General features: G+C 54.1%; 11 protein-coding genes. 10 read left to right on the forward strand and 1 reads right to left on the reverse strand.

Annotation, left to right across the window (positions count from 1 at the left end):
- Nucleotides 1-86: 86 nt before the first annotated feature.
- From HMPREF2551_RS03425 to waaA, 9 genes are all read left to right on the forward strand, one after another.
- Nucleotides 87-650, forward strand: coding sequence for a hypoxanthine-guanine phosphoribosyltransferase (locus tag HMPREF2551_RS03425; protein ID WP_070837161.1), 564 nt, complete (start codon nt 87-89; stop codon nt 648-650).
- Between the two features lie 58 nt (nt 651-708).
- Nucleotides 709-1137 (forward strand): PTS sugar transporter subunit IIA, encoded by a 429-nt coding sequence (locus HMPREF2551_RS03430; protein ID WP_070632247.1) that lies wholly within the window; start codon nt 709-711, stop codon nt 1135-1137.
- A gap of 49 nt (nt 1138-1186) precedes the next feature.
- Nucleotides 1187-1456 (forward strand): HPr family phosphocarrier protein, encoded by a 270-nt coding sequence (locus HMPREF2551_RS03435; RefSeq protein WP_070747536.1) that lies wholly within the window; start codon nt 1187-1189, stop codon nt 1454-1456.
- A complete protein-coding gene (ptsP, locus tag HMPREF2551_RS03440) occupies nt 1456-3219 on the forward strand; it encodes a phosphoenolpyruvate--protein phosphotransferase (RefSeq protein ID WP_070837163.1) in 1764 nt (587 codons plus the stop codon). Before HMPREF2551_RS03435 ends, ptsP begins: the two co-directional genes overlap by 1 nt.
- A gap of 508 nt (nt 3220-3727) precedes the next feature.
- Entirely contained in the window at nt 3728-4843 is a 1116-nt protein-coding gene (locus HMPREF2551_RS03445; protein ID WP_070837165.1) for an ABC transporter substrate-binding protein, read from the forward strand.
- Between the two features lie 117 nt (nt 4844-4960).
- On the forward strand, nt 4961-6007 hold the full coding sequence (locus HMPREF2551_RS03450; RefSeq protein WP_049332949.1) for a FecCD family ABC transporter permease: 1047 nt from the start codon (nt 4961-4963) through the stop codon (nt 6005-6007).
- A 10-nt stretch (nt 6008-6017) separates the two neighbouring features.
- A complete protein-coding gene (locus tag HMPREF2551_RS03455) occupies nt 6018-6782 on the forward strand; it encodes an ABC transporter ATP-binding protein (protein WP_004519103.1) in 765 nt (254 codons plus the stop codon).
- 69 nt (nt 6783-6851) lie between these two features.
- Complete coding sequence (locus HMPREF2551_RS03460; RefSeq protein WP_070837167.1) at nt 6852-7283, forward strand: plastocyanin/azurin family copper-binding protein; 432 nt, start codon at nt 6852-6854, stop codon at nt 7281-7283.
- Between the two features lie 137 nt (nt 7284-7420).
- The gene (gene waaA / locus HMPREF2551_RS03465; RefSeq protein WP_070837169.1) at nt 7421-8683 is read left to right on the forward strand and encodes a lipid IV(A) 3-deoxy-D-manno-octulosonic acid transferase; all 1263 of its coding nucleotides are present in this window, start codon (nt 7421-7423) and stop codon (nt 8681-8683) included.
- Between the two features lie 347 nt (nt 8684-9030).
- Here the strand turns inward: waaA and HMPREF2551_RS03470 are convergent, their stop codons facing one another.
- Nucleotides 9031-11040 carry an OPT family oligopeptide transporter gene (locus tag HMPREF2551_RS03470; RefSeq protein WP_070837171.1) on the reverse strand — a complete coding sequence of 670 codons (2010 nt, stop codon included), beginning with the start codon at nt 11038-11040 and terminating at the stop codon, nt 9031-9033.
- A gap of 248 nt (nt 11041-11288) precedes the next feature.
- On the opposite strand from HMPREF2551_RS03470, the gene HMPREF2551_RS03475 reads away from it, so the two are divergent.
- Nucleotides 11289-12293: a quinone-dependent dihydroorotate dehydrogenase gene (locus HMPREF2551_RS03475; RefSeq protein WP_049349287.1), complete on the forward strand. Its 1005-nt coding sequence runs from the start codon at nt 11289-11291 to the stop codon at nt 12291-12293.
- The last annotated feature ends 45 nt before the right edge of the window (nt 12294-12338 follow it).

Raw genomic sequence — 12338 nt, forward strand, 5'->3', positions numbered from 1 at the left:
CTTCCCATGCGCCATTGCGGCCTGTATCGAAAATTGATTGAATCCGCTATATAATTTGTTTTTAACCGTACCCAACACGACCTATCATGACCGACTTAGAAACCAAACGCCTTGAAACCCAAGCCATGCTGGACAATGCCGACTTGCTGTTTGATCAAGAACAATGCCACGCGGCCTTGCAAAAAGTTGCCGACGACCTCACCTGCGACTTGGGCGACAAATACCCCCTGCTCCTGCCTGTAATGGGTGGCGCAGTGGTGTTTACAGGACAGCTGCTGCCGCTGTTGCGCTTTCCTTTGGACTTTGACTACGTCCACGTTTCCCGCTACGGCGACAAACTCGCAGGCGGTGCGTTCAACTGGAAACGCATGCCCGACCCCGAGCAAATCAAAGGCCGTCATGTAGTCGTTTTGGACGACATTCTGGACGAAGGTCACACCATGGCCGCCATTCAGGAAAAACTGTTGGAAATGGGCGCAGCAAGCTGCCGTGCGGCCGTATTTGCCAACAAACTGATCGACAAAGAAAAACCGACCAAAGCCGATTATGTCGGTTTGGACGTACCCAACCGCTACGTCTTCGGTTACGGTATGGACGCCGCCGGCTGTTGGCGCAACCTCGGCGAAATCTACGCCTTAAACAATAAATAAAACAAAGGCCGTCTGAAAAATCTTCAGACGACCTCAACTCCCATGTTAGGAACACATCATGATAGGTTTGTTAATCATTACACATGAAACCATAGGTGAAGCCTATCGCGGTTTGGCCGACCATTTCTTTCCCAACGGCTTCCCCGAAAATCTCCACATCCTCGGCGTACAGCCTAACGAAGATCAAAACGACATCATCAACAACGCCATCGCCGCATTGCAGGAATTTCCCGACAACCGCGGCGTGCTGATCATGACCGACATCTTCGGCGCCACCCCGTGCAACGCAGCACGCCGGCTGGTGCGCGAAAACAAATCCGCCATTCTGACCGGCCTCAATGCCCCGATGATGATTAAAGCCATCCAATACTCATCACAAGCCGAAAACCTCTCCGACTTCACCGAAACCGTCAAAGAAGCCGCCATCCGGGGTATTTTCGCCATTACATCCGCACCTGAAGACCTGGTGTGCAAAGAACACGGCTAAGGCCGTCTGAAAACATTCACTTTACGAACATTACATTTAGGGGACATCCATGCTCAAACAAGAAATCGAAATCATCAACAAACTCGGCCTGCACGCGCGCGCTTCCAGCAAATTCACCCAAACCGCCTCCCAATTCCAAAGCGAAGTCTGGGTCACCAAAAACGGCAACCGCGTCAACGGCAAAAGCATCATGGGCCTGATGATGCTGGCCGCCGCCAAAGGCACCGTGATTGAGCTGGAAACAGAAGGCACAGACGAAGCCGCCGCCATGCAGGCGTTGACCGACCTCATCAACGACTACTTCGGCGAGGGCGAATAATGAGCATCGTCCTACACGGTGTAGCCGCGGGAAAAGGCATTGCCATCGGCCACGCCCACCTCATTACGCGCGGCACAACGGAAGTCCCCCAATACGACATCGATCCCGACAAACTTGATGCCGAAGTTGCCCGTTTCGACAACGCCATCAAAGCCACGCGCAAAGAACTGGAACAACTGCGCGGCGCGATTCCCGAAAACGCCCCGACCGAATTGGGCGCGTTCATCTCCCTGCACCTGATGCTGCTGACCGACGTTACCCTCTCGCGCGAACCCATCGACATTTTGCGCGAGCAGAAAATCAACGCCGAATGGGCATTGAAACTGCAAAGCGACAAGCTTGCCGCCCAGTTCGACAGCATCGACGACGACTACCTGCGCGAACGCAAACAGGACATGCTTCAAGTCGTCCGCCGTATCCACAACAACCTTGTCGGTCAAAGCAACGAGATCAACCTCGCCGGCAACCTGTTTGACGACACCGTCCTCATCGCGCACGACCTCTCGCCTGCCGATACCGTATTGTTCAAAGAGCAGCACATTACCGCCTTCGTAACCGATGCCGGCGGCCCGACCAGCCACACCGCCATCTTAGGCCGCAGCCTCGACATCCCGTCCGTCATCGGCCTGCACAACGCCCGCAAACTCATTACCGAAAACGAAATCGTCATCGTCGACGGCATCAACGGCGTCCTCATCATCGATCCCGACGAAGTCGTCCTCAACGAATACCGCCGCCTCGCCCGCGAATACCGCAGCCACAAGCGCGAACTCAACAAAATCAAAAAAACCGCCGCCACCACGGCCGACGGCATCAACATTGAGTTGCTCGCCAACATCGAATCCGCCGAAGACATCAAAGCCCTGCACAACTTCGGCGCAGACGGCGTCGGCCTGTTCCGCAGCGAATTCCTCTACCTCAACCGCGACAACATGCCGACCGAAGACGAACAATACGAAGTCTATGCCGGCATCGTCAAAAAACTCAAAGGCAAAAACATCACCATCCGCACCGTCGATTTGGGCGTCGATAAAAATCCGCGCTGGTTCGGCCAAAACAGCACGCCCAACGGCAGCCTCAACCCCGCACTCGGCCTGACCGGCATCCGCCTGTGCCTCGCCGAGCCGGTCATGTTCCGCACCCAAATGCGCGCCATCCTCCGCGCCGCCGCCCACGGCCCCGTACGCATGATGTGGCCGATGATTACATCCATTTCCGAAGTGCGCCAATGCCTTATCCATCTGGACACGGCCCAACGCCAGCTGACCGAACGCGGCGAAACCTTCGGCCCGGTCAGCATCGGCTGCATGATTGAAATCCCGTCCGCCGCCATGACCGTCGGCAGCATCCTCAAGCTCGTCGACTTCGTTTCCATCGGCACCAACGACCTGATTCAATACCTCCTATCGGTCGACCGCGGCGACGACAGTGTCAGCCATCTCTACCAACCCGGCCACCCTGCCGTCCTCAAAACGCTGCAACACATCATCCGCACCGCAAACCGCATGGAAAAAGGCGTATCCATCTGCGGCGAAATGGCCAGCGACACCGTCTTCACCCGACTGTTGCTCGGCATGGGCTTGCGCCGCTTCTCCATGAACCCCAACAACCTGCTTTCGGTTAAAAACATCATCCTGCACAGCCACACCGGCCATCTCGAAAACGATGCCGCCAAAATCCTGCGCTGCGAAGACCCGGAAAAAGCCGAAAAACTGATTAAAATCCTCAACCAAAGCGAACAGGCGGAATCACAGGCCGTCTGAACCTCCGGCAAGGACGTGTTTCGATACACGCCCTTTTTATTCGTCCGCATTTTGGGTTTACACCCGATTCTCCCTCAAGCCCCCTTCTTCCCTATTTCGCTATTTCAAAACCCAATCTTTTTCACTTTTCCCCAATACTGCTTACAGGCCGTCTGAAAAATAGATGGCGCAAGTGAAATAAACGCTTTTATGCCTACACCAAAGGCCGTCTGAACCCCGATTACAAGGTTTCAGACGGCCTGCTGTATTCAACCGTATATCTTTTATTTTCTTTGCAATAAATGACCCTTTGCCTATCCCTTCCAGCTACTGCCCACTATGGCTTTAGGCACCCATATCATTCCTTTTCACTAGGTCTTCAGTATACCCAAACATTATCCCTTTGTTTTAATGATGCAACTTTTTACTCTAAAATATGTCTATTCTCATGTTTCACTTGAAAAAAGATTCAATACCTTGTAAATTTATAAAAGATAATAGTTATCATCATATTTTAAAGGGATAGTTCATGAGATTTACGCAACTTTCTGCTTTGATTGCCGCTGCAGCTTTATCAGTCGGCTCCGTATCCGCTTTTGCCAAACCGGTTCAGCTGACCGATACCATCGGCCGTAAGGTAACCGTCGACCTGCCTGCCAAACGCGTGGTTTTGGGCTTCTATTACCAAGACTACATGGCCATCGGCGGTAAAACCGCGCTGGACAACGTTGTCGGTTTCTCCAAAGCAGTTTGGGCCGACTGGGCGCCGCCAAGCTGGGCGGCATTCAGCAAAGCCGTACCTAAACTGAATCAACTGACCGACGTGGGCGAAGTGGAAGTCGGCACTTTCTCGATTGAGAAAGTATTGGCGCTGAAACCCGATTTGCTGGTTTTGGCCGAATGGCAATACAAAGCTTTGGGTTCCGATCTCGACCGCATCAACAAAGCCGGCATCCCCATCGTCGTGTTGGACTACAACGCGCAAACAGTGGCCAAACACGTTCAATCGACCAAGCTCATCGGTACATTGACCGGCCAGCAGCAAAAAGCCGACAAACTGGCGGCAGACTACAAACGCGTTGCCGACACCATCCAAGCGCGCGTGAAAAAAGCCAACCTGCCCAAGCCTAAAGTCTATATCGAGTTCGGCAACAAAGGCCCTGCCGAACACAGCGTTACCTTCGGCAAGAGCATGTGGGGTTCGATGGCGACACTGGTCGGCGGCAACAATATCGCCGCTTCTTCGGTCGAATTCTACGGCCCGATCAATCCTGAAAAAGTCCTCGCCGCCAAACCCGACGTGATCGTGATTACCGGCCGCGAAACCGAATTGAAGAAAAACCCTGCCGCCATGGTGATGGGCTGGGGCATTCCAAAAGCCGAAGCGGAAAAACGCTTGGCAGGCTTTGCCAAACGCGCTGGCTGGGCCAACCTGCCTGCGATTAAAAACAACCGCCTCTACGCCGCCTACCACGCTAACTCGCGCACGCTGTCCGACAGCGCATCGATTCAGTTTATGGCCAAAGCGATTTATCCGCAGTTGTTTAAGGATTTCAACCCTGAGAAGACCTATATGGACTTCTACCGTCAAAACCTGCCCGTCGTACCAAATGGTACGTTCTACCTCTATCCGAAAGGACAATAAGGTAATTTAGATTTTCAGACGGCCTTTAAAATCGGAAGGCCGTCTGAAATTTTTGCGGAAGAAAAAGGCAAACCTGTTTCTCCCCTTTCACAACACTCTTTTTTAAAGGTTTGAAACATGAATGATTCGGTTGTCGCCGAGATTGTGAAAAACCAGCGCAAGTTGGAAGGCAAGCGTTGGTTGATTGTGTTGATGTTTTTAGTCATCGCGGCGGTCAGTTTCCTATTCGACATCGCCACCGGCCCTGCGATGACGGACACGCTGCCCGTCGGCGAAGTGGTCAATGTTTTGCTGGGCAAACCTGAAGTCGATGAAATGAACCGCCTGATTGTGATGGATTTGCGCCTGCCGATTGCGGTGATGGCCTTGGTGGTCGGCGCGGCTTTAGGTGTCGGCGGTGCGGAGATTCAGACGTTGTTGAATAACCCGATGGCCAGCCCTTATACGCTGGGCTTGGCGGCGGCGGCGGGTTTGGGCGCGTCGGCGGTGATTGCGTTCGGCGGTTTCGGGCTGCCTGAAACGGTCGCCGTTCCCATCGGCGCGTTTGTGATGACCATGCTGGCTTCGGGCATCTTGTTTCTGTTTGCCTCGGCGCGCCGCTTCAATTCGGCGATGTTGGTGTTGGTGGGGATTGCGCTGTTGTTCCTGTTTCAGTCGATTTTGTCGCTGATTCAATTTATCGCCGCGCCTGAGATTTCGCAGCAGATTCTGTTTTGGCTGTTCGGCAGCCTGACCAAGGCGACTTGGGAAACAGTCATCGTTACGGCGGCGGTTACGGCGGTATGCGTGTTTCTGCTTTCGCGCGATGTGTGGAAGCTGACTGCGCTGCGCTTGGGCGAAGAACGCGCCGTCGGGCTGGGCATCAATCTGCAATTTTTGCGCCTGAAAACGCTGGTGTTGGTGGCGGTGATGACGGCGACGGCAATTAGTTTTGTCGGCGTGATCGGCTTTATCGGCTTGGTCGCGCCGCATGTGGCGCGGATTCTTTTGGGCGAAGACCAACGTTTCTTCCTGCCCGGCGCGATGCTGGCGGGGGCGGCGTTTTTGTCGGTAGCGAGCGTGTTGTCCAAGGTGATTATCCCGGGCGCGCTGTTTCCGGTGGGGATTGTTACGTCGTTTGTCGGCGTGCCGTTCTTCTTCTGGATTGTATTAACGAAACGATAGGCCGTCTGAAATGTTGAAACTTGAAAACGTACATATCCGGCGCGGCGATTATGTGGTCGCCGACAATATCGATTTGACGCTGGAACAAGGCAAAGTCTATTCCGTGCTCGGCCCCAACGGCACGGGCAAATCTTCACTGATGAAAACGATTTTCGGCGAAGTAGCACACAAAGGTACCATCCGCTACGGCGACGAAGTGTTGAGCAAAATCCACCTGCAAAGCTGGCGCAAACGCATAGGTTATATGCCGCAGGACACCGCCGCCGAAGCCTCGCTGACCGCGCTGGAAGTCGTGTTGCTTGGCCGCATGGACGCGCTGCACATGCACGTCGGCGACGAACTGCTGCACGAAGCCGCAAGTATCATGGCGGAGCTGGGCATCGGCCATCTGGCGCACCGCGACGTCATGCGGCTTTCCGGCGGACAGCGGCAGCTCGTCATGTTTGCCCAAGTCATGCTGCGCCGCCCCGAAATCCTGATGCTGGACGAACCGGTCAGCGCGCTGGATATGCACCATCAGCTCAATCTTTTGGAGCGCGTGGTGCAATACACACACGAACACAATCTGGTTACGCTGATGGTCTTGCACGATTTGAGCCTCGCCGCGCAGTTTTCAGACGGCGTGATTCTGCTCGGCGAAGGCAAAGTACAGGCGCAGGGTGCGCCGCAGGACGTGTTGCAGGCGGACATGATCGGCAGGCTGTACAAGGTGGACATCGAGCTCTTATACGACAGCAAAGGCCTGCCCGTTATCCGCCCGATGCGGCAATCCTAGCTGGGAAATCTGCCACCAAGAAACCAGCCCCAGCAATCATTTTATACTCTTCACAAAAAGGACTTTCCCATGAAAAAATCACTCTTTCTCCTGATGCTGACCGCTTCCCTCGGCGCATACGCCGCCAACCACGAAGTCAAAATGCTCGACAGCGGCAAAGACGGCAGCATGGTGTTCGAGCCCGGCTACGTCAATGCCAAAGTCGGCGACACTGTTACCTTCAAAGCTACTAACAGCGGCCACTGGGTGCAAAGCAAAGCCCTGCCCGACGGCGTTGCCGACTTCCTCTCCGAAGACGGCAAAGACTTCACGCTCAAGCTCGACAAAGAAGGCGTGTACGTCTATACCTGCCCGCCGCACCGCATGATGAACATGAGCGGCGTGATTCAGGTCGGCAAACCGGTGAACAAGGCCAAAGCGCAAGCCGTTGTCGATGAAATGGAAAACCGCGCCATGCAAAGCAAAGGTCGTCTGAAAAAATATATGGCGCAAGTAAAATAAAACTTTTATGCCCACACCAAAGGCCGTCTGAAACCTTTCAGACGGCCTGTTTCCTTTGCGTAAAACACGCATCAAAGCTATATCTTCCGTTTCAGTTTCCGATAAAATAGGCCTATTCCGACACAAGACCCGTAAGCATGATACGCCGCCTTTACGCCACGCTGTGGCATCTCGCCCCCTTCCTGATCCGCCGCCACCTGCGCCGCCGCGCCCTCAAATCCCCAGCCTATCTCGAGCATTGGGACGAGCGTTTCGGGCAGGCGTATCCCAATCCCGTACAACGCCCGATTTGGATACACGCCGTATCCGTCGGCGAAACGCGTGCGGCCGAACCTTTGGTGCAGGCATTGCGCCGCCATTTTCCCGACTCGCCGTTTTTGATTACCCAAATGACGCCGACCGGCCGCGCCACCGCACAATCCCTGTTCCCCGATGCGCAATGCCGTTACCTGCCCTACGACAAATCCGAATGGGTCGCCCGATTTTTAGCCGAACACCGCCCCATCTGCGGCATTTTGATGGAAACCGAAATCTGGCCCAACCTGATGCACGGCTGCAAAGAAGCAGGCATTCCCCTCTTTTTGGCCAACGCGCGCCTCTCCGAAAAATCCCAACGCGGCTACCTCAAAATCCGCAAACTGGTCGAGCCTGCCATGCAGACCCTCTCCGGTTGCTTTGCCCAAACCGCCGCCGATGCCGAACGCCTGCACCTCATCGGCGCATCCAACGTCCACGTCTGCGGCAACACCAAATACGACATCGCGCCCCCCAACGACCTGCGTCCGCTTGCCGCCGCCTTTAAAGAACGCATCGGCGCACGAGCCGTCGTCGTCTGTGCCAGCACGCGCGTATACAAAGGCACAGACGAAGCCGAGCTGCTCCTCAAAGCATGGCAGGGCTACCGCGGCAATGCCTTGCTGGTCATCGTCCCGCGCCACCCTGAAAACTTTCAGACGGCCTACGATACCGCCAAATCGCTTGGTTATACCGTCCAAAAACGCAGCGACGGACAACCCGTTTCCCCCGATACACAGGTTTGGATAGGCGACAGCATGGGCGAACTTGCCGCCTACTACCTCAGCGCAGACATTGCCTTCGTCGGCGGCAGCCTCGTCGATGCCGGCTGCCAAAACATCATCGAACCCATCGCCTGCCGCGTCCCTACCCTCTTCGGTTACTCCAACTACAACTTCGCCCAAGCCTGCAAAGGCGCAGTCGAAGCCAAAGCCGCCGTCCGCGTCGAAACCGCCGAAGCCTGGTACAGAACCACGCGCCAATACCTCGACGACGAAACGCTGCGCCAACAGCTGATCAGCCACACCGAGCAATTCATTTCGCAACACCAAGGCGCCAGTGCCAAAATTGCCAAAGCGATTGCAGATTGTTTGAACCAGCGTTAAACAATAAAAAACCGCCCGTTCATGACAAACAGGCGGAAACTGAAAAACAGTTTTTTGTTTTCAGCCGTTTAATTGACTAAGAGCAGGAACAGGGTTAAGATAATCCTAACGACTGTCCGCAGTCTCAGCCATGAACGACCCGTGCGAGTGGTATGTTTCATGATTGAAACCATCCTTTCTAGGGCGGTTTCAGCACAAAGCCCCACTGCAATGGGGCTTTTTTGCTACCAGCCCCGCAACAATTATACCCAAACTTCCTAAAATCATTCCAAACAAATTTCCACTGAAAAGGCCGTCTGAAACCCCATTTTTTTGGGTTTCAGACGGCCTTTTCTCAACCTACAAACTTAACGTCCTGCTTTCAACACGCGGCGTGCAAACACGAACATACCAAAAACAAAAAACGCCAAGCCCAGCCATTTGGCGGCCGTATCCCAGTTTTCCAGGTTCAGGGCCAAAGGTGCATCCGAACCGCCGTTGGTTACGGAGAAGGCGATGATAAACGCCATAATCACACCGATCAGGCTCTCGCCGACAATCAAACCGGCGGAAAACAGCGTACCGATACGTTCCGCATTTTTCAGACGGCCTTCACGGTTTTCCTGACGGCGGACGATGACGGATTTCAACACAGCCGCCAATACCGCGCCGATTACAATCGGCATATTCACAGACGGCGGCAGGTAAATGCCCATGCCCACAGCCAATACCGGCAAAGCGCGCTTGCCGCCGGAAGATTTGCGCAATGTGAAATCGACCGCAATCAACGCCACGCCGATGCCCACGCCGGTGAAAATATAATCCCATTGCAGATTGTGCGAGAAAATACCTTGGGCGATGGTAGTCATCAAAGTTGCCTGAGGCGCGGCAAGGGCTTGGGCCGCATCCATGCCTTCACGCGGCATCGCTCCGGTAAAGCCGTAGGCTTCATACAAAAGCTCCAATACAGGCGAAATCACCAATGCACCGACAACGCAGCCGACAATCAACGCAACCTGCTGTTTCCAAGGCGTTGCTTTGACCAGATAACCCGTTTTCAAATCCTGCAGGTTGTCATTGGAAATCGAAGCCACACAAATCACAGACGCACCGCAAAACAGCGTCAACGCCAGCAGGAATTTGCGGTTTGCCTCGTCCGCCATCAAGCCGCCGGATTCGCCGACCAGCAGCAACACCAGCGAAATAATGACGATAGAGACGATGCCCACACCCGAAATCGGGCTGGAAGACGAACCGACCAAACCGGCCATATAACCGCAAGCAGCGGCTACCAAAAAGCCGATAATCGAAGCCAGCAGCGTACATACGACCACCAACAGCCAAGCCAAACCGCCGGAAATATGCGAGTCGCCGATAAAGTGGAAGAAAGACACGCCCAACACCAGCATCATCGCCAACACCCAGGCAATCATCGCCTTAGGCGACAAATCCTGTTCCGTGCGCTCGGTCATCTGCGCGCCGCCGAAATTGCGGAAAGACAGGCGCATACCCTCGACCATCGGCTTCATCAAAGTCAACAGCGTCCAAATGGCCGCGATACCGATCGTACCCGCGCCGATAAAACGGACTTTTTCCTTCCACAAAGACATCGCAAAAGGAATCATCTCCATATCGGCAGGTTGCGGAATATGCGCCGACAGATAAGGCACGGCCACGCCCCAGGCAATCGAAATACCCAGCAAAATCGCGATACCGCCGGTCAGGCCGACCAAATAGCCCGCGCCCAGCAAAGCCAAAGAAAAGCCCATCGGCACTTGAAACACCGACGCGCCGCCTTTAAACCAAAAGCTCGCGCTGTCGGCCACCACGCGCAAACCGCTTGCGCAGAAGCTCATCAAACCGGCCAGAGCGCCGCCCGACATCAACTCCTTGATACCGCTGCCGCCTTCCTGTTTGTCTGCATCATGGTCGCCGACCTTCAAAATCTCGGCCGCCGCCACGCCTTCCGGATAAGGCAAATCGCTCTTCACCACCATCGCATAACGCAAAGGCACAGTGAAAATCACGCCCAAAATACCGCCGGACATACACAGCAGCGTTGTCTGCCAAAACGGAAAGCCCGCCCAATAACCGGCCATCAGCAAACCCGGCAGAATAAAAATAATACTGGAGAGCGTACCTGCGGCCGAAGCCTGAGTCTGCACCATATTATTTTCCAGAATATTACTGCCTTTAAAAAACTTCAAAACCGCCATCGAAATCACCGCAGCCGGAATCGAAGACGCAAAAGTCAAGCCCACCTTCAAGCCCAAATACACATTGGATGCCGTAAAAATCACCGTAATCAACGCGCCGAGAATTATCCCCCGCAACGTCAGCTCACGGAAACTCGCATAAGGATCAACCGCCTGTTTCATAAAAATATTCCTGTATCAGGTAAACAATCAAATCAAAACTTTTCAGACGGCCTTTTGATACATCCATCAGGCCGTCTGAAAAATCTCTCTTTTGCCATTTTAATAAACTATCCGAATACACGCAAAAGCCCTATTTATTTTCATTTGCCGCCAAACCATAAAATCATATCGATACAGACGTTTGGGGCAGTTTGACGGTTTCAGGTAAAATAACGCCAAATTCATCAACCGTTCAGAAAGCCGCCGTCATGTATTCACTCGTCCGCCCCATCCTGTTCCGTTTCGATGCTGAAAAGGCCCATCATTTCACGCTCAACAGTTTGCGTACCGCCGAAAAACTCGGCCTGCTGCCCAAGGTGGACAGCCACACCCGGCCAACCGAGCTGATGGGTTTGCAGCTGCCCAATCCGGTCGGCTTGGCGGCGGGTTTGGACAAAAACGGGGAGTGTATCGATGCGTTTGCCGCTTTGGGCTTCGGCTTTGTTGAAATCGGCACGGTAACGCCCAAGCCGCAGCCGGGTAATCCGCAGCCGCGCCTTTTCCGTGTTCCCGAACACCAAGGCATCATCAACCGCATGGGTTTCAACAACCATGGCATCGACGCGATGATCCGTAACATTGAAAACAGCCGCTTTAAAGGCATTTTGGGCATCAACATCGGTAAAAATGCCGTTACGCCGATTGAAAACGCAGCCGACGATTATCTGATTTGCCTGGAAAAAGCCTACGCCCACGCGAGCTACATCACGGTCAATATTTCCTCTCCCAATACGAAAAACCTGCGCGCCTTGCAGGGCGGCGACGAGTTGAGCGCATTGTTGGAAGCCTTGAAAAACAAACAGGCGCAACTGGCGGCAGCGCATGGCAAATATGTGCCGCTGGCGGTTAAAATCGCGCCGGATTTGGACGAGGCGCAAATCGACGACATCGCCCATGTGGTCAAATCCGTGGAAATGGACGGTATTATCGCCACCAACACAACCATCGACAAATCCAGCTTGGGCAGCCATCCGCTCGCAGGTGAACAAGGCGGCTTGAGCGGTTTGCCCGTGCGCGAGAAAAGCAATCAGGTGTTGAAACTTTTGGCGGAACGCATTGACGGCAAACTGCCGATTATCGGCGTCGGCGGCATTATGAACGGCGCGGACGCGGCGGAAAAAATCCGCTTGGGCGCCAGTGCGGTTCAGGTGTACAGCGGTTTGATTTATCGCGGCCCTGAATTGATTAAAGAGTGTTTGGCTGCGTTGAAATAATACCTTCCTAAAAACAAGGCCGTCTGAAATCTTTCAGACGGCCTT

The sequence above is a fragment of the Neisseria sp. HMSC066H01 genome, assembly GCF_001837375.1.
Lineage (GTDB): Bacteria > Pseudomonadota > Gammaproteobacteria > Burkholderiales > Neisseriaceae > Neisseria.

Bases quoted from the DNA above. Each gene is read 5' to 3' on its own strand.
- HMPREF2551_RS03435 (WP_070747536.1), top strand. From the start codon at position 1,187: ATGCTCAAACAAGAAATCGAAATCATCAACAAACTCGGCCTGCACGCG.
- HMPREF2551_RS03460 (WP_070837167.1), top strand. From the start codon at position 6,852: ATGAAAAAATCACTCTTTCTCCTGATGCTGACCGCTTCCCTCGGCGCA.
- HMPREF2551_RS03425 (WP_070837161.1), top strand. From the start codon at position 87: ATGACCGACTTAGAAACCAAACGCCTTGAAACCCAAGCCATGCTGGAC.
- HMPREF2551_RS03475 (WP_049349287.1), top strand. From the start codon at position 11,289: ATGTATTCACTCGTCCGCCCCATCCTGTTCCGTTTCGATGCTGAAAAG.
- HMPREF2551_RS03430 (WP_070632247.1), top strand. From the start codon at position 709: ATGATAGGTTTGTTAATCATTACACATGAAACCATAGGTGAAGCCTAT.
- HMPREF2551_RS03470 (WP_070837171.1), bottom strand. From the start codon at position 11,040: ATGAAACAGGCGGTTGATCCTTATGCGAGTTTCCGTGAGCTGACGTTG.
- HMPREF2551_RS03455 (WP_004519103.1), top strand. From the start codon at position 6,018: ATGTTGAAACTTGAAAACGTACATATCCGGCGCGGCGATTATGTGGTC.
- HMPREF2551_RS03450 (WP_049332949.1), top strand. From the start codon at position 4,961: ATGAATGATTCGGTTGTCGCCGAGATTGTGAAAAACCAGCGCAAGTTG.
- waaA (WP_070837169.1), top strand. From the start codon at position 7,421: ATGATACGCCGCCTTTACGCCACGCTGTGGCATCTCGCCCCCTTCCTG.
- HMPREF2551_RS03445 (WP_070837165.1), top strand. From the start codon at position 3,728: ATGAGATTTACGCAACTTTCTGCTTTGATTGCCGCTGCAGCTTTATCA.
- ptsP (WP_070837163.1), top strand. From the start codon at position 1,456: ATGAGCATCGTCCTACACGGTGTAGCCGCGGGAAAAGGCATTGCCATC.